This window comes from Fibrella rubiginis, assembly GCF_017353185.1.
Classification (GTDB): Bacteria; Bacteroidota; Bacteroidia; order Cytophagales; family Spirosomataceae; genus Fibrella; species Fibrella rubiginis.
This window is the reverse complement of the sequence record NZ_JAFMYV010000010.1, coordinates 294,202-312,159: the sequence shown is the minus strand read 5'-3', so window position 1 is coordinate 312,159 and position 17,958 is coordinate 294,202. Positions and strand designations below refer to the sequence as shown.

The window sequence follows — 17,958 nt, the reverse complement described above, 5'->3', positions numbered from 1 at the left end:
AACCGCAGCGGCGGACCGCCCAAATCGTTTCACGCGCAAATCAGCCTGTGCCTGGTGACCGGCGAAGTTCTCGATGGCACAGAGGCGCGAGCAGTATTCACCGATCATGGCGCTGGCTTCGGGCGTTCTGATTTCCTGGTAGGTACAGGTTTTCAGGAACTTGCCCACCCACAGTCCTCCCGTGTAGCGGGCGGCTTCTTTGGTAGGGAGAGTATGGTTGGTGCCAATCACCTTGTCGCCGTAGGCCACGTTGGTTTTGTCGCCGAGAAACAGGCCGCCGTAGTTGGTCATGCGGTCCAGAAACAGGCGCGGATTTTTGGTCATCACCTGCACGTGCTCTGAGGCAATGCGGTCGGCTTCCGAAATCAGTTCATCTACCGTATCGACCAGGATCACCTGCCCGTAGTCGCGCCAGGCCACGCCCGCCACATCGGCGGTGGGCAGGCTCTGGAGTTGCCGGTCAATTTCGGCCTGAATACCGTGGGCAATGGTAGGGCTGGTGGTGAGCAGAATCGCGGGCGAAGTGGGTCCGTGTTCAGCTTGCCCCAGCAGGTCGGTAGCGCAGGTTTCGGCGTCGGTGGTGTCGTCGGCGATGATAAGCGTTTCGGTGGGCCCCGCAAAGAGGTCTATGCCCACTTTACCATAAAGCTGCCGTTTGGCTTCGGCCACGTAGGCGTTGCCCGGCCCCACGAGCATATCGACGCCCTGCACGGTTTCGGTACCGAGGGCCATCATCGCGACGGCCTGCACCCCGCCGAGCAGATAAATTTCATCGGCCCCAGCCAGGTGCATGGCCGCGACGGTTGCCGCCGGAATTTCGCCCTTGATGGGTGGTGTACAGGCAATGACCCGTTTCACCCCCGCCACCCTGGCCGTTAGTACGCTCATGTGCGCCGAGGCCACCATGGGGTAACGACCACCGGGTACATAGCAACCCACGCTGTTGACAGGTATGTTTTTATGCCCCAGTATAACCCCCGGCAGCGTCTCGACTTCCACATCCTGAATAGCCGCCCGCTGAATCTGCGCGAAGTTCCGTATCTGCGTTTGGGCGAACTGAATATCGTTGATCACCTGCTGCGGCAAGCTGGCCATAATGGCGTCAATCTGCGCAGCCGACAGCCGAAACCGTTCCGGCGACCAGCCATCGAGCCGGGCCGAGAGGTCGCGCACGGCGGCATCACCCCGCCTGGCAACGTCGGCCAGCATGCCTTCAACGGTGGCCCGTACCTGAGCATCGGCCTCGCCTGATTCGGCATAGGTGATGCCTTTTTTAAGTTGCTGTATCATAGAGGATTTGGGATTTGGGATGTTGGATTGCGGATTTATTGCTGTCGCATGGGTTTGCTCCCGCGTAAGCAACCGATCCGAAATCCGCAATCCCAAATCCGACATTTTATTAGTGGTACTGCCGCACACGCGCATCGTTGATCACACCTTTCCAGTTCATGCCAAAGCCGAAGTCGTAGGTGTGGCCTTCCGAGTCGCGGTGGCAGGGCAAATCAAACGGCACGTCTTCGGCCTGCTTTTCCACCACGCTCATGCTGGCAGGCATCTGCATGGGCAACAGGGCGGAGGGTTCAGCTTTGCCCGTCAGGATATCCAGCACCGCCTGGTCCTGCACGTTGAAGCTGACCAGCAATGCATTCACATCGCTCTCAAATTCACTAAATACCATTGGGTTAGATACATTCACGACCACCAGCACCGGCTTGCCGTTCATCTGCTGGCGGGTGTCTTTCACGAGTTGCACATCCGTGGCATTCCGCGTTTTTACGGATTTGCCCCTATACGACCGGTTGATGAACGTCTCCATCGGGTCGCCGCCGGCGAGGCTGGTTTCGCGGGCGTCGGTGGCGGTATAGTCGCCGTACTGGAGGCTGATGGGCACGTAGCCGTTGCCGCCGGTTTTCAGGTCTTCTTTGTCGTAACCAATACCGCTCTTCGGGTTCTCGATAAACACCAGTGCTACGTCGGCTTCAGCGGGGTTATCGGTCACGCGGACGTACTTCTTCAGCAGATCCATGTTCACCGGATAGTCGGTGGTGGCGGGGGTTTCCATACCCAAAAAGTTGCGGCTGGCAGCCACGTAGCGTTTGGGTACGTAGACGGTTTTAGTCGTCGCCAGCGGCAGCACGTTTGCCTTGTTTTTCAGCATCACCACCGATTTCACCTGCGCGTCGTAGCCCGCTTTCATAAAGTCGGCCCGACCCACGGTTTGGGTGGTTTCGGTGGGGTTCACATAAGGATTCTCGAACAGCCCCACCCGGAAGATATTCCGCAACAGCCGCACAGCCGACTGCTCCATCCGCGCCCGCATGGCCGCTTCGCCCTGTGCTTTCACGCCTATCTGGTAAGCTTCCAGTACGGGCAGTTTGTCGTTGTTGCCGCCAAACTGATCTATGCCCGCCATCAGGATTTTGTAATGCCGCTCGGCCAGCGACAGTTTTTCTACGCCCCACGATTTCCCGTCGACAAACACGTCCATCGCCTTGTGGTCGCCCGTAACGAGCCAGTCGGTGCAGACCACGCCGTCGTAGCCGTATTGGTTGCGGAGCAAATCGGTGATGATGTAGCGGTTGTAGTTGTTGGCGACGTTCTCGCCGTTTTTCGTGTCCTGATTCCACGAGATCGTGTAATAGGGCATCACTGCCGAGGCCATGCCCGTTTTGCCATTCAGCTTGAAGGCTCCGGTCGTGAACGGAATCATGTGCTGCGCGAAATTCTTGCCGGGGTAAACGGCATATTTCCCGTTGGCGTAGTGCGCATCACGTCCGGCCTCGCCCGCACCGCCACCCGGCCAGTGTTTCACCATCGCGTTGACCGACCCGAAGCCCCAGCCCCCGGCCACTTCATTGGCGCCGGTAGAAGTCTGAAATCCGTTGCAGTAGGCCCGCGCCATGGCCGCAGCCAAGGTTGGGCTTTCGCCAAATGTGCCTTCAAAACGACCCCAGCGTGGTTCCGTAGCCATATCAATCTGCGGCGAGAGTGCCGTGGTGATGCCCAGGGCGCGGTATTCAGCGGCGGCGGTTCGGCCAAATTGCTCCACCAACGCCGGGTTGAACGTGGCGGCCATGCCCAGCGACGACGGCCACATGGAGATACGCCCGCCTGCTGCCGCGTTGTATTCGGCGCGGGCTACGGTGCCGTGGCGCGGGTCCGAACTGTTGTTGGCCGGAATGCCTTTGCCCACGCCTTCGCAGTAGGCCTGTATTTTGTTGTTCCACTGCGCCGCAATAGCCGGTGTCTGCACCGACGTAATGAGCACGTGCCGCAGCTTGTCTTCTTTCAGGAATTTCTGCTGCTGATCGGTCAGGTCGCTGGGGTCGGTTTCTCCTTTGACGAACGGCTTGCCTTTGTAGGTACCCGCGAAATAGCCGTCGGGCCGCGCAGGCACAGACTGGTGTGACGAATAGAGCATCAGTCCGGCAATCTCTTCCACGCTCAGCTTACGGGCCAAATCAGCCGCCCGCTTACCAACCGGTAGCCGCCAGTCTTCATAAGGATCAAGCGCTCCATTACGGTTAAGGTCTTTAAACGCCAGTCCGTTGACGGTCAACAGCTTAACGCCCGATTCGGGTGAGTAACCCAGCGTTTGACCACCCGGATTGGTAATGATCCGATGCGTTCCCGCGGTAGTTTCGGTCCATTTTTGTTGGGCCAGGGCGGGCAGCAGGCTCAGGCAGGACAGGGTGGTAAGGAGGGTTGTCTTCATTTTATGTCGATGTGGATGGGCCGCAGATCTTTATGATTTTTATGATGTACTATGATTTTTAAAAAGAGATCATTTTAGATCATAAGGATCATAACAATCAGCGGCCCATCAGCCAGTTACGAGTTTAGCTTTTTAGCAATCCAGTCATACATGTTGAATGTCTTCGTGAAGTCGTCGATCTGGCAGTGCGCCGAGCCGCTTTCCTCTTTCGGGACAACTTCCAGCACGTGTTCGCAAGTCAGGGCGGCGTCCAGCTTGTAGGCGTTTTCAACAAAATTCTGCCGGTCGTCTTCTCCGTGAAGGATGTACGTCGGCATCGAAATTTGGCCGGCCACGTCATCGAGGGCAAATTGCTTGAGCCGTTCGCGGGCATCGGCCATGTTGTCGGCCCCCACGATGTGTTGCACAATTTCGGCCAGCGGGTGGGTGTCGGGGCGGTTTTTCCAGATGTCGTAATAGCTCCATACCGCGCCAAACACCATGCATACCTTAAACCGAGGCTCGAAGGCTGCGCAACGCGCCGCCATGTAGCCCCCCATCGACACCGCACCGATGCCGATCCGGGTGGTATCGACGTGGTCACCCAGGTTATTGATGGCCCAGTCCAGCACCGCCGTACCGGCCACGTTAAAATCGTAGCGCGTCAGGATGTGGTTGACGCGCAGGGCATAGCCTTGTCCGGGGCCATCCATCGCCAGCAGGGCAATGCCCCGTTCGTTGAGGTGCTGCGAGATGCCGAAGTAAAGCTCCTCGGCCAGGCTGTCAAGCCCACCGAACATGATCATCAGCGGCGGGTGCTGAATGCCCGCGGGGGCAAACAGGTAACCGGGCAGGAAAGAATCTTCAAACGGAACCTGTACTTGAACAGGCTTTTGGTCGAACTGGGCAATGGCCTGCAGAAACGCCTCCCGTGCCTTCAGGTACGTTGGCATTTTGCGGGGGTCGCTGGGCTTCAGGAAGAACTCGGCCGTACGGAGGTAGTTGAATGCGCGCAACATAGACCGCCGGGCCGTGATGGGGTTGCCGTTGGCCAGGGCCGTTTCGCCGATGGCAAATACCTTATTGCCCATGCTGACCCAGGCGGCGTGAAAACTCTCGTTATCACCGGGTGTAATCTGACTAGCCACTTCCAGGCATTCGGCAAATTCGCCACCGCCATAATGCGCCTGCGTCAACGCCCGGTTAACCTGATACGAGGGCATATACTGCCCCGGAAAATAATGCCACATTTTTGATTTCGGATTGGGGATTGCGGATTTTGGATTGTTGCTGACGCTGGAGCAGAGTGGCCGCACCGGCGGACTGGCGTCAGCCAATCCGAAATCTTTGATCATTTAAGTTTTCTTTTTGTTGCATTAATTGATCCGATAATGATTGACAGTAGTTCGTTGCCTTCCTTCCATAACGGGCCGACGCTGGTACGTTTCGTTTCATCAAGACCCACTGTAAATTCCAGCCAGAACATTGTTTCGTCCAGTTCTTCTTCCACAATTTCTAACTTATGTTTGAAATCAGCGGGTAATTTGCCGCGACAAGCGGCCCGATAGTTTGCCGCCGAAGATGGTCCACAGCAAACAATTTGATTACGTACAGTTCTAAACCCCGGCGATTCAGGTAAGCCTTCCGCAAAACGGACAATGTCAATGGCATATGATTTCAAGCGGTCTTGCAGTTCCTTCGGAGTCGTGAGGATTTTGGATTGTTCATTTCGTCGGAGCATGGTGACTGCACTGGCAGACCGGCGTCAGCAAAATCCGCAATCCCCAATCCGAAATCATCATATGTCAACTGGTTTTACCACGCCATCGGTGAGGCCGAGTGCTTTGCCTTTGCCCATTTCGGCGAAGGGGTTGGCCGTGCCCCAGGCGTCGTTGGGGTTGTCTTTGAGGTAATGGAGATCCGGGCCGTGGTCGGGGGCGAAGATGAGCCGGGCACAGGCGTAGAACTCAAACAGAATACCGCTGCCGGGGTCGGTGATGTAGATGAAAAACCCCTCATCGGCCTTGTGGCGGGTGGGTGCCCCCATCACGCTTTTGAACCCCTTTTCGGTGAAATAATCGAGGGCCAGCAGCACCTCCTCGCGGCTGTCGAAGTTGAAGGCGATGTGGTTAAATACGCCCTGCCCCGGCCCGTCGATGGTGGGGTCGGTGAAAACAGCGATGTCGTGCGAGAGGTTGCCAATGGTCCACAGGCCACCTACGGGCGGAATTTCGTCGGAGATACGTACTTCGTCGGGGTTTTTGAGGCCCATGCCCTGCCAGAAGGCCTTTTCCTTGCCGTACTGGAATTTGGCCACCATATACGTGATATGGTCGAACCGGCGGGGGTTCACACCGATGCGCCGGTTGCTGGCGTAGCGGTCGGCATAGATACTGCCCTTCTCGCCCGTTTCGCGCAGCCAGACCACCTCCCAGAACACCTCGTGCGTGTGCCCGTCGGGCGATAGAAACCGGTAGGCGCGCCCATGCCCCAGATCACCGTCGACCCAGCCCAAACCGGCTCCGATAGACTCCAGGTAAGCTACACAGTCATCGAGGGCTTCGGGGCTGTCGGCCCGCCAGCCCAGGTGGGCCAGGCCACCTGTTTCGCGGTACGTCACTTTCAGCGTATGGTGAAAATAGTCGCCCCAGGCGCGAAAATAAACAGACTGTTCGTCACGCCCGGTTTCGTCCAGCCCCACCACGTCGCGGAGAAACTGAACCGATTTGTCCACGTCGGGCGAATAAATTTCGATGTGGGCAAGCTGCGACAGGTAGTGGGGATTCCTGGCCATATACGTACGATTATTTGACTAATTTATAGTGCAAATCTAATGTCGTACCCCAACCAGGTTTTAGGCTAAAAGCGGCCAAAATTATGCATAATCCGGCCATTTACTCCCGAACAGCGGTCAAAACCAGCCTATCTGCTGTTACCTGGCGGCGGTCAGCTGTTTATACTGTTTTGGGGTAAGGCCCGTTTTCGCTTTGAAAAAGCGGCTGAAATCGCTCGGCGTTTTTTCGGTCAGTTTGTAGGCGATGTCGCCAATAGACAGCTGGGTTTGGGAAAGCAGCACCTTGGCCTCCAGCAGCAGCATTTCCATGAGCAGGTCCTGTGCCGACTTGCCCGTTGTGGTTCGTACACACTTGTTCAGGTGGTCGGGCGTCACCGACAGCAGTTCGGCATAGTCGGTAATGTGCTGTCGTTTATAGATATGCTGCGAGAGGGCATTTTTGTAGGCCTGCATGATACGGTACGCTGCATTACGGGCAACGGCCACCGATGCCTGTTTCATCTGTTTCAGTTCGGCAAAGAAGGCCGTCAGGTAAACCGCAATGACAGACAGATCAGCCCCGCTGGGCCGGGCGTACTCCTGTTCGAGCCGTTCCAGCAGGTAGATCAGAGAGGGCACTGAAGCCGCCTCGATCGATACCAGCGGGTTACCTTCGGGCTGTAGAAATAAGCACTCGTCAAACAGCCGGCTATGCGGAAACACCTGCTCGATCAGGCCCCAATCGAAGTGGCAAAAGAAGCCCCGCGCGTCTTCGCTCATCCATTCGTGGGTTGAAATCTGGTAGGCAGGCAGAAAAAATAGCGTATTAGCCTCAAACTGATAGTCGTTTAACCCTTTGCTCCGCCTCGATTGCCCCTGGGTCAGCAGCAGAAAATCGAAGAGCGTTTTGCGGTGGGGCAGAATCGGGAATTCAAGCTTTTCCCGGATTGCTTCGATGCGGTTGATGTGAAACAGGTCGTGCACGGCCGTACGCTCCACCTGCCATCCGGACGACCGAAAATGGTGTTCGTTCAGTTCAGCCGGGCGCAGGGTCTTGATCATGTGGGATGTTGGGTTGATAGAACGCTGATGGTTATGATTTTTATGATGGATTATGATCTTATCATAAAAATCATAACCATCAGCGTTCTATCAGCACGAGTCAGGATAGTTTTCTTCCGCCGTCAACAGGAATGATGCTGCCGGTAGTAAAGGTGAGCGTAGTGGCCAGGGCCAGCACTGCGTTCGCCACGTCGTCGGGTGTGGCGAGGCGGCCCATGGGAGTTAGGTCGGTCTGTGCCTGAATATAAGCCGGGTCGAACTGACGAGCGTAATCGCCCAATACCCAGCCCGGCGACACCGACACCACCCGAACGGCCGGTGCCAACGACCGCGCCAGCGACCGGGTCATGGAATCCATCGCCGCTTTAGACGCGCAATAGGCCACGTTGCTACCGATGCCCGTTTGCCCCGCCACCGACGATATGTTGACCACCAGACCACCAGCATCACGCATTAGTAATGATTTACACGCCCGAATCATGGCAAAGGCACCGCGCCAGTTGGTTTGAAAGATACGGTCAATCCACTCGTCGGTCAAGGCGTCGAGATCGTCGTGCGGCACGGGCGTGGTGATGCCCGCGTTGTTGACCAGAATGTCGAGCCGCCCGTACGTGTCAGTCAAAAACTGAGTCAGAGCCGTTAACTGATCGGGGTTAGTGACAGAGGCTGGGTACGTCGAATGACCGTTGCCGGGCAGCGTCTTCAGAAGCCGCCGGGCTTTGTCTGCATCACTATTATAGGTGATGACCACCGATGCACCTGCCGTGGCCAACTGTTGGCAAATGGCCGAGCCGATGCCGCCGGCGCCACCCGTAACGAGCGCTATTTTTCTGGCTAATACCATGCGCGATTCCATTGATAGACAAGTGATGCCTGAAGCTGGGCTGTACAACCCAACGCCTGCCATGACCAACGACGCCCACAAAAACACCGGGGGTCTGGTAGCACCAGGCAGGCGGATGTTGTTGCTGTTCGGATGTACCAAGGGCGGCCTGTTGCTCAACGGGCACACGCTCAATCAGGCATTTCTTTAACCTATTGCCCCTTTTGTGCCAATACCCGCACAGGTCCCAGCAAACCAGAGGGCAGCAGCGGTGCATTGGCCTGATAAAACGGCATGGTAGTAAACGTGATCTTGCTTGTGGCGCCGGCGGTCTCGCGTTCGGGTTGGGCATCGCCAATCAGCCGGTTTACCCACAGGTTTGTCACCCTGATTTGCACGGTATTGGCGCCTGGTTTCAGGGCGTCTGTAATGTCTACCCGGAATGGTTTTTTCCAGACGATACCTTCATTTTTGCCGTTAACGATCACCTCGGCCAGGTTCTTGACCGCGCCCAGATCGAGGATATACGTACCGTTTTTTGTCAGCTGAGGCATCGTAAACGTGTTGGTGTAGGCCGCCGTGCCCGAAAAATACTTGACGCCGGGGTCCGCATTGTCCGACAATGACGCCAGGGTACTGAACGAAGCTTGCGCGGGTGCCCCCCGGCCCTCCTGGAACGTCACGGTCCAGTTGCCACCCACCTGCGCAACCATCGACTCTGTTACGGCGGGTTTAGTGTAGGAAGCCACTGTCGTTTTGTCGCCGAAAACAATGAAATACGCATCCCAGGGGGCAAACCGCAGGGGTATGATCGTGCGCCCGTCTTTGATCTGGTACGACACCCGTTCGGTCTTTCCCGTCTGGGGGTTCCACAGCTGTGGCACTCGGCCCGCCACCCGGAAACTAACTTCTGCCGAGTTGGTGCTGTCGCTGCGGCTGTTGAGCCAGTAAATGTCGCTGTCGGCCTGGCGGTGAACGTAGAGCACCTCAGCCTGATTGTTCGAGACCACCACGTCTTTGCTGATGCCCATGCCGGTTAGCAGCGCCTCAATCGGCTTGTCCGATACGTTCGGGTTGCGCCATATTTCGTCGGCAATGGCGGTAAACTCGGCGGCGTTGTCGCTCAGGCTGGGCGACCGTTCGGGGCGGGTACCGGCTAGTTTAGCCCCCGCTTTCACCATATCCCGGATTTTTTTCAACACCGGCAGGGTCATATACCGGGCGGTGGGGTCCAATACCAACAGGCTATACTGCTGGCCGCTGGGAGTTACAATCTTGCCGTTTGCAACCCGCAACTCGTCGCGCAGGGTGGTTGCATTGACAAAATCATACTCGTATCCGGCCGGAACCGCGGGCAGCTTTTCGGTGCAGAGTGAGGTGATGTTCTGGTTTTCGCCGTAGTAATACAGCACGTCTACCACGGCCTTGCCCTGCTGCAGCAGATAGCAACTGCGCCCCAGGTAGTCAATCCAGGGTTTGGCCTGCTCGGCCCAGGTTTCCTGCCGACCGAAATACTGCCCGAAGGGCCCCAGCGAGAAGCCGGGTTTCTTGTCGTCGAGTGGCTGATGCACCGACGTGTGGATTACGAACCGGTTCAGGCCCGACGCCATTTCCAGGTCGGCGGTGCGCTTGAGTTTCTCCGGGTGGAAACTGAATGCGTTGCCAATGGATGTCATCGACTCAGCGGCGACCAGGTTTTGCCCGTAGATATGTGCCACCGACGCCGACTCGCGAATGTCGGCCCGGCTACGCACTTCTTCGTCGTTACCCCCGGCCAGGCTACCTGGCGTCCACATGGCCGACATCGGAATATCGGCGTGGCGTTTTACGTCCATACCGTCGGCCAGGTAAATTCGCTTGTTCTCGTGCGACTCGGTATAGCGTTTCATGCCCCGCGCGTGCAGGGCCTCGCCGATGACGTCGTAATGGTTTTCGGCGATCAGCTCGCCGATGGTTTTGCGGAAGTCCCACAGGAATTTTTCGCTCGCGTCGACGCTTTGCACCACCCGGCCCGTCAGCACGGGAATCCAGCGCTTGAGGTCATAGCCACGCCGTTTCATGAACTCATCGGGCATGGCCTTCGTCCAGGTCATGTGCCCCGCTTCGTAGCTGTCCAGGATCATGTATTGCAGTCCCTTAGCCCCCATCTGGCCTCCGGTGGCCTCTTTATACATGTCCAGGTACGTCTCGATGTACTTTTTAACCGCCACCTTATCCAGCTTGTCTACCTCCAGACCAGTGGCTTCGGGTGAGGCGGGATGGTTCTGCCGCCCCGTCAGCGAGTAGCCCAGCCGCAGCACCACCCAGTCACCGGCGGGGGGCGTCCACGTCAACGTACCATCGGTAGTCAGGTTAGCCGACAGATCAATGACGTCGTCGGTCGGGATGGCCTCTGCGGGTTCGCCGCCCGTTGCCAGTGGTTGTTCTTTCCAGGGATTAAAGCCTGCTTTGTCTTCAAATTGATCAACGCGGTCGGTGCTGTGCAACACCAGTTCGGCTATATTAACGCCCAGGGGCTTGCCGGGTTCGGCTTTCATACCCGCCATTGCCGCAAACACATTCACTTCGGGGGGCAGCGTCCTGAACGTGACCCGGAAATAGCGGGCCGTTGTGGGCGGAATACGAATGGTGTTCTGCGCCACAATGCTCCCCGGAATGGTGGCTACCTGCCGGAACGTAACGCCATCGTCGCTCACGCTGAAGGCCCGGTTTTTGGGCCCGCCGTTGAACTCTTCCAGACCAACATGGCTGGCTCCCGCTATCGAAAATGCCTTTACGGTTTGCGGACTGTCGAATTCATACTGTATCCACATGTCCTGCCCCACGGCCATGGGCGGCAACAGACGGGCGTTGGTCAAATCGCCATCTGTCAGTTCGTTCAGGCTGAACGCACCGCCACTCGAACTGATTTTGGGCGTAAGCTGCGCCAGGAATTTATCGGTTTTGGGCAGGCGGTACGCGATCACGGCGGCATCCTGATAATACGTTGGCAGTTCGCCCACGGCCCCACCCAGCAGACTCGTTCTGGGCATGGGTACTTGCTGAAAAGCACCCGTAGTAGCCGGTGGCTGAGGCAGTTTACCCGCGAATGCCGTGCCGCCCTTTACCCTTGTTTCGGTCCAGACGTACTTCTTCATAGCATCCTGAGGCTGCACCCACGGCCCGCCCGTTACGCTCCACCCCGGCGACCCGGCAATGGCCATTTCGAGCTGTAGCTTTTGGGCCAGTTCGGTGGTAAACCGGAAAGCGTCTTTCCAGTCGGGGGTCATGAACACCAGCTTTTTAGGCACCACCTGAGGCGTAAACAAACTGGCATCGAAATTCTGAAAGCCCCCAATGCCCACCCGTTTCATCCATTCAAGGTCCTTTTGAATTCCGTCTTTCGTGACGTTGCCGTTCATCCAGTGCCACCATACGCGGGGCTGGGCGGCGGCAGGCGGCGTCTGAAAATCGCGCTGCATGGCCGCAGGCTGAGCTACCGTTAAGGCTGGTAGCAGCAATAAGGGAATGAATAGTGGCTTCATATGGGAAAGGGGTTAGGCGCAAAGCAGGAGCAAAACACTGCTACAGGCAACCAGGGCGGCTAGCCGTTTTTTGACTAATTAACAGGAATTATTGAACAAATTTGCTAAAGAGTATCCTGATAAAATTGGCAGAAACCGGCTAATACTATGCAAAATCCGGCAATATTGACGCTCACCAAGCACCAATCCTGTCTATTTTGGGCAAAGTCAATCGACACAGGCATAAAAAAAGGCAAACCCCAAACGAGGCTTACCCAGGCAAACTGACGAGCTACCGGCGAAGCAGCCCGAACCAAAAATGACGCCGTTTAGCTGGCAAGGGCCAACCAATGAAACCTATCCCGCTTGGGAAACCTTAGTGGATTTATCGCTGTATTGAGTTTATAGAGCCTGATCTATGTCTTCCGAAGAACCACAAACCCGCCATAGCCAACGCCTGCCAACCCTGCTGTCGGCGTTGCACCTGCTTTATATGGGCCGGGCGTTGGCGGGCTTCGTTGCCGACAACCAAACTCCCGCCGAGCCGGTTGCCCTCGACGTGGTCGATGCCACAATTGAAGCCTTCACCGACGAAATCCGCGCCACCGAACTCCTCCACGAAGCAGCCGTATTAGTGGGCGATTTTTAGTCAGAAGAGCCGGTACGAAGCGAGTCCTGTTGGTCTGGAAAGTTGTTCTCTTATTGAGAACTTTCCAGACCAACAGGACTCGCTTCGTACCGGCTCTTCTGACTATTTATACGTCATTGCCAGCTCCACAGCTTCGGCCGCGTTGACAATACCGCCTGATTTGCTGAGGGTGCTGAATTTCACCAGCGAACCACCCGTGCGGCCGGGCAGACGCACCAGCATATCGGGCTTGTAGCTACTTTTCATCAGAATTTCTTTCACCTGCACCGCCGTCAGGTTGGGAAAGTAAGAACGCAGCAGGGCTGCCACCCCCGCCACGCAGGGAGCCGCCATACTTGTACCCGTCAGGCTCTGATAGCCATTGTGGGGCGTCGTATTATCAATGTCGGTGCCAGGCGCGAACAGGTCCACTTTCTGCTGACCGTAGTTCGACGATGAAGCGGGCAGGCCTTTGCCAAACCGCATGGTCGAGTTGCCCACCGAAATGAAATTTTTCGCTACGCGCCCATCTTCGTATTCGGGGCGGGGGTAATTGGCCAGCGAGTCTACGTTCTGACCGTCATTGCCAGCGGCGTGTACCAACAGCACATCTTTCTCTTCGGCATACCGGATGGCCGCGTCGACCGCGTCTTTGTAGGGCGAAAACCGCTTGCCGAAGCTCATATTGATCACTTTGGCTCCGTTGTCAACGGCGTATCGAATACCGTTGGCCACGTCTTTGTCGCGCTCGTCGCCACCGCTGGGCACTACACCCACCATCATCAGCCGCACGTTATCGGCCACGCCGTCTACACCAATGTTGTTACCGCGTTTGGCACCGATAATGCCCGCCACGTGCGAACCGTGCATGGCCAGTTCTTCCGACTCACCGATGATCAGTTTCGGACTGCCGTAGTACCGTTCGTTGGGGTTGGCCGGGTCGTCGCCCACGGCCTTGCGGGCATCCGAGCCAGGGTTATACGCTTTCTCTGCTTCTGACAGCAAAATAGGCTTCAGGCGCTGGAAAGAAGCTTTCAGCGCAAAAGCCATGTATTCAAACGACCCCAGATCAGGCGAGAATACCTCATCCAGGATCGATTTCGCACCCAGGGCGGCTGAGTCCGTACCCACCTCTGCCGCCGACAGGCTGGTGCGGGCAAAGGGCTTGCCTTTCAACGCCGCCACTACCTGACTAATGCCCCGGTTGAAGTTGGCCGTGTCGCGGATGGCTACCTTCCATAGCTCCGATTTCAGGCGGCTTTGGGCATACCGGGCCTTCGCTTTCTGGTAAATGTCGTACTCCTTTTTCTCCTTAGCCGATAATTTTTCGGGGTTGGCCTTATCATATTTAGGGCCCCAGATGGTGTAGATCTGGCCGAGTTCGTCCTGGTCGCTTTCGTAGGTCGTGCCGTCTTTGGCACCCATGAAATTCCAGCCGTTCACGTCGTCTACGTACCCGTTTTTATCGTCGTCGACGTTGTTGCCGGGTGTCTCTTTCGGGTTCACCCATACCACGTCGCGCAGGTCTTCATGGGCAATGTCAATCCCCGAATCGACCACGCCCACCGTAACGGGCACCGACTTGCGGCCCTGGAGCAATTTGTAGGCTTTATCGAGGCTGATGCCTGCAATAGAATCTGTGGCGGGGTCTTTATAAGCCCACTGGTTGAATTTGCCCTGTGGTTTTGGAGCCATCGGTTGAGCAAATCCCTGCCCAACTGCGGTGAAGCAGGCAAGCGCGGCCAACGAAAGGAGCCGCAGATGGTGTGTTTTTCTCATATAAGCAACTAACGTATTTGGTGGGCGTTTCTGCTCCAAATGGACACGCATTTAACCCTTTTTAAAGCAAAAGCAGGTTTGGAGATCAATCTACGAGAAAATGTAGCTCTACTGGTTGACGATCAGGCCGTGTGCCTATCCAGAAAAGGTCGTTTGGGTTGGGCATACAGGTCACGGGCCGGTACCGACACTAGTTCGCGTTCGGGATAGCGCAGGGCCGTAAGTCTGCCGCCAAATACGCAGCCTGTGTCAATGTCGATGGTATTATTCACCCATTGGGCTTCAGCAACGGGCGTGTGCCCATACACGACGGTAGCTTTTCCTTTGTAGTCAGCTGCCCAGTTGAGGCGAACAGGCAGGCCAAGCTCATCGGTCTGCCCGTTCGTGTCGCCATATAAACAGAATGCCCGCACGGCTCCGTCATTCCGACCCTGCAGGCTTTCTTTCAGACCCGCGTGTGCCACCAGCAGCCTGCCCTTATCGACTATGTAATAGACTACCAAACTGGTAATGAACGCTTTGACCTGTTGCTGAAATTCGGCAGGCTCCCTGTTCAGCTGGGCCACTGTTTCTGACAGACCGTGGCTGAGCGTCACCTTTCTCCCCGACAAGTACCGGCCTAGCTTGTCATCGTGGTTGCCCAACACACAAAGGGCGGTGTTGTCGGTTACCATCTGCATCACCAGCCGCAGCACCCCCACCGAATCGGGTCCCCGGTCGACGAGGTCACCCACAAAAAAGGCGTTGCGCCCTGCCGGATGCGCCACGCGTTCGGTGCCGTCGGGGTCTTTACTGATAAAGTAACCCAGCTTCACCAGCAACTCACGCAGTTCGGTCAGGCAGCCATGTACGTCGCCAATAATGTCGAATGGGCCATTTTCAGGGCTACTCATAGGCACTGACTTCGTGCGCCGAACGGTCACCGCCGCTATAGCTGCCGCTGATTCAAGCCTGAATACGTGCCCAAATCCTTCCTTGTGCAGGCCATTCAGCGACTTATGCAGATCACGCTGCTGATGGCTGATGACCTGGTCAGCAAAGTGGCGGTCAGGTCGGGCATGGTGGCGGTCGATAAGCAACCGATCTGGCAGATCGAACACAATGGCCACCGCGTTCATGTGATGCTCGCGGGCCAGTTGCAGCAGCGATTTACGGGCAAAATGCTGCACATTGGTGGCGTCGATCACCGTGAGCTTGCCCCGTTTCAGGCGCAGGGCCGTCCAGTAATGGAGCAGGTCGAAGGCGTCGCTGGTGACTGACTGATCGTTTTCGTCATCCGCTACATACGCCCGACACTGGTCAGACGAGATAATTTCGGTAGCCCTGAAATGCTGGCGCGCAAAGGTCGATTTACCCGAACTGGTAGCGCCAATCAGCAGAACAAGCGACTGTTCTGGAATGTCAATCGTCATACCTGGTTTACTTGCCAAAACGCGCTGCTTCCTGGGTCAATTGGCTCTCGTTCAGGGTACCGGGAGCAATAAGCAGACGGTGGCGGAAGGTGACAGACTGACCCGCTTTCAGGACATAGTTCATGGGCGCATCTTTACCCGACGACATCACACTCGGCGCCAGCGGATTAGCCGCAAAGAGACCATAACCCCTTGCGTGCCAGTAGGTTGGGTAGCCTATATTCTTCGGATTATCGAACAGCACAACCGAAACAGGTTCGTTGCCCGTGAGGGTGCCCGTTAGCGCCACCCAGGGGGCGCGGGTGCCCCAAACGGCGTCGCCTTCTTTGCCAACGGCACTGTGGTAGTGGCCCGTGATGCCCTCGTTGTTGAGCGATGCAACCGGCGTGGCCTTGCCGCTGGCGTCGGTGAAAATTTCGGCTTTGGTCGAGGGGTGTTCCAGTTGGCGGGCCACCCGAATAGCCACCAGGCCTTCTTTGTTGTCTTTAAACGTCACGTCGCCGGTCAAAGCCGTAAGCGTGGTCTGCCGGTCAATGCGGCGGGTTTGTCCGTCGGCTTCAAACGTGTACAGGGTCGATTCTTTGAGCATCGGTTTTCCGGCGCTGTCCTGCCAGTCGGCCTCAACGGTCAGCTCGGCACGGTTGCCCTCTTCGTTCAGCCGGGCAATGTTGGTGGTTACGATGGTGCCCATCGGCCCTTTATGGTCAGGGCCCAGGTCGTTGGAGTTATTCCAGAAATCGTGGCCGTTCACGTCGCCGTAGTTGAACCACATACCCACATGGTGCGGATGGTCAACGCGCTCGCCGGGGCGGGGGTCCAGGGGCCAGCCGCGGGTAATGGGGTTGCCCGTAGCCGTCAGTATAGGGTACAGAGCAGGCTTTTTCAACACCGATGCGTCGGGATAAATAAAGGCCGTAAACAGCTTTCCATCCACCAGTACGGCTACGCGCTGCTTCTCGCGCTTAAGGGTAACGCGCTGCTTGGCGGGTGGCATGAAGGCAGTAAGTGCCAGGCCAATCAGCAACGAAAAGGCAATAGGAAGGCGCGTAGTCATAGGTTGGGGCGACGTTGTTTTTTGCCCGAAAAAGGAGGCAGGGGCCATGTTCTACTAGGCAAAATAGCTCTCGGCGGGATAGACCACGTGCGTCACGTCGGGCGTGGTGAGGGTGTATGAAAACCCTTTCTGCACAGCGTATGCCCCGATTTCACCCGATTTACTGATGGCGATGAAGCCCACCTGGAAGTCTTTGGCCCGCATCGGGTCACGCTTCACAATCCGTTCAATAGCCTGTTTGCAGGCTGCTTTAGGCGAAAGCCCCTGCCGCATCAGTTCGATAATCGTGTGTGCCCCACACATCCTGATCACCTCTTCACCCTGCCCCGAACCCGTTACGGCCCCCACTTCATTGTCTACATACAGCCCCGGCCCGATCAGCGGCGAGTCGCCCACGCGGCCCCGCATTTTAAACGCCATGCCACTGGTGGTACACATGCCCGACAGGTTGCCCGCCGCATCCATCGCCACCGTGCCCATGGTGTCGTGGTTGGGGGTGCCGTCGTCAAAATAATTCGGAGCAAACTCATCGACATAAGGCCCGCCACCTTTCTTTCTGGTCCCAGTTGCCTTACCCGACCCTGCGCCATTTTCGATGTTGATGATGGGCTTGTATTCCGATTTTTTCAGCCAGGTCTGGTAGGTCTTCTGCGCCTCGGCCGAGAGCACGTCCGGCTCCAGCGCGAAGCCGTTGGCCAGGGCAAATTGTTGCGCGCCCTCACCCACCAGCATGACGTGGGGCGTGCTGTCCATCACCTTCCGGGCCACCGAAACGGGATGTTTGATCCGCTCCAAAAACGCCACCGACCCGCAGTTAAACTTGTCGTCCATGATGCAGGCGTCGAGGGTCACGTGACCGTCGCGGTCGGGGTTACCACCGAGGCCCACGCAGCAGCTTTGCTCATTTTCGATGGCAATGCCCGCCTGTTCCATTGCGTCGATGGCCCGCCCGCCTTTCGTCAGCACCGACCAGGCACCTTTGTTGGCCGTTACGCCACTGTCCCAGGTCGAAAGCACAATGGGCTTGGGCAGTGCACGGATAGCCTTTGGTTTAGCCCATAAATCAGCCGTAGACAGGGTAGGCAACAAGGCAGTGAAACGAAGAAAATAGCGACGATTGAGCATGGGGGGGAGCGTGGTAAATGCTGAGTGGTAAATAGTAAGTTTGCTTCCGCAAGCATAATTCTCTTGCGGAAGCAAACTTACTATTTACTACTCAGCACTTACCAC

At 56.8% G+C, this 17,958-nt stretch carries 14 protein-coding genes; 2 read left to right on the top strand and 12 right to left on the bottom strand.

The annotated features are described in order from the left end of the window. The 7 genes from hisD to J2I47_RS19605 form a co-directional block, all read right to left on the bottom strand. Positions 1-1,290 (bottom strand): histidinol dehydrogenase (gene hisD, locus J2I47_RS19635; RefSeq protein ID WP_207366296.1); only part of this gene is annotated, 1,290 nt, incomplete at its 3' end. 109 nt (positions 1,291-1,399) lie between these two features. Continuing rightward, positions 1,400-3,715 carry a glycoside hydrolase family 3 protein gene (locus J2I47_RS19630; protein ID WP_207366295.1) on the bottom strand — a complete coding sequence of 772 codons (2,316 nt, stop codon included), beginning with the start codon at positions 3,713-3,715 and terminating at the stop codon, positions 1,400-1,402. Positions 3,716-3,831: 116 nt separating this feature from the next. Further along, positions 3,832-5,049, bottom strand: a complete 1,218-nt coding sequence (locus tag J2I47_RS19625) for an alpha/beta hydrolase family protein (protein ID WP_229374784.1) — start codon at positions 5,047-5,049, stop codon at positions 3,832-3,834. Continuing rightward, on the bottom strand, positions 5,046-5,435 hold the full coding sequence (locus J2I47_RS19620) for a four helix bundle protein (protein WP_207366294.1): 390 nt from the start codon (positions 5,433-5,435) through the stop codon (positions 5,046-5,048). The genes J2I47_RS19625 and J2I47_RS19620 overlap by 4 nt, the downstream gene beginning before the upstream one ends. A 57-nt stretch (positions 5,436-5,492) precedes the next feature. Then, positions 5,493-6,488, bottom strand: a complete 996-nt coding sequence (locus tag J2I47_RS19615; protein ID WP_207366293.1) for a VOC family protein — start codon at positions 6,486-6,488, stop codon at positions 5,493-5,495. Positions 6,489-6,626: 138 nt separating this feature from the next. Beyond that, positions 6,627-7,529 carry a helix-turn-helix domain-containing protein gene (locus J2I47_RS19610; protein WP_207366292.1) on the bottom strand — a complete coding sequence of 301 codons (903 nt, stop codon included), beginning with the start codon at positions 7,527-7,529 and terminating at the stop codon, positions 6,627-6,629. Positions 7,530-7,629: 100 nt separating this feature from the next. Further along, positions 7,630-8,385 carry an SDR family NAD(P)-dependent oxidoreductase gene (locus J2I47_RS19605; RefSeq protein WP_207366291.1) on the bottom strand — a complete coding sequence of 252 codons (756 nt, stop codon included), beginning with the start codon at positions 8,383-8,385 and terminating at the stop codon, positions 7,630-7,632. On the opposite strand from J2I47_RS19605, the gene J2I47_RS19600 reads away from it, so the two are divergent. Next, the gene (locus J2I47_RS19600) at positions 8,372-8,563 is read left to right on the top strand and encodes a hypothetical protein (protein WP_207366290.1); all 192 of its coding nucleotides are present in this window, start codon (positions 8,372-8,374) and stop codon (positions 8,561-8,563) included. The two genes, J2I47_RS19605 and J2I47_RS19600, sit on opposite strands and share 14 nt — an antisense overlap. Position 8,564: 1 nt before the next feature. On the opposite strand, the gene J2I47_RS19595 is transcribed toward J2I47_RS19600, so the two are convergent. After that, positions 8,565-11,876, bottom strand: coding sequence for a glycosyl hydrolase (locus J2I47_RS19595; RefSeq protein WP_207366289.1), 3,312 nt, complete (start codon positions 11,874-11,876; stop codon positions 8,565-8,567). Between the two features lie 397 nt (positions 11,877-12,273). Here J2I47_RS19595 and J2I47_RS19590 point away from each other — a divergent pair, with 397 nt between their 5' ends. After that, positions 12,274-12,504 (top strand): hypothetical protein, encoded by a 231-nt coding sequence (locus J2I47_RS19590; protein ID WP_207366288.1) that lies wholly within the window; start codon positions 12,274-12,276, stop codon positions 12,502-12,504. Between the two features lie 102 nt (positions 12,505-12,606). On the opposite strand, the gene J2I47_RS19585 is transcribed toward J2I47_RS19590, so the two are convergent. The 4 genes from J2I47_RS19585 to J2I47_RS19570 form a co-directional block, all read right to left on the bottom strand. Continuing rightward, a complete protein-coding gene (locus J2I47_RS19585) occupies positions 12,607-14,262 on the bottom strand; it encodes a S8 family serine peptidase (RefSeq protein WP_207366287.1) in 1,656 nt (551 codons plus the stop codon). 122 nt (positions 14,263-14,384) lie between these two features. Beyond that, positions 14,385-15,674 carry an AAA family ATPase gene (locus tag J2I47_RS19580; RefSeq protein ID WP_207366286.1) on the bottom strand — a complete coding sequence of 430 codons (1,290 nt, stop codon included), beginning with the start codon at positions 15,672-15,674 and terminating at the stop codon, positions 14,385-14,387. A 7-nt stretch (positions 15,675-15,681) separates the two neighbouring features. Continuing rightward, complete coding sequence (locus tag J2I47_RS19575; protein WP_207366314.1) at positions 15,682-16,668, bottom strand: DUF6807 domain-containing protein; 987 nt, start codon at positions 16,666-16,668, stop codon at positions 15,682-15,684. A 114-nt stretch (positions 16,669-16,782) separates the two neighbouring features. Then, positions 16,783-17,853 carry an isoaspartyl peptidase/L-asparaginase family protein gene (locus J2I47_RS19570; protein WP_207366285.1) on the bottom strand — a complete coding sequence of 357 codons (1,071 nt, stop codon included), beginning with the start codon at positions 17,851-17,853 and terminating at the stop codon, positions 16,783-16,785. Positions 17,854-17,958 lie beyond the last annotated feature (105 nt).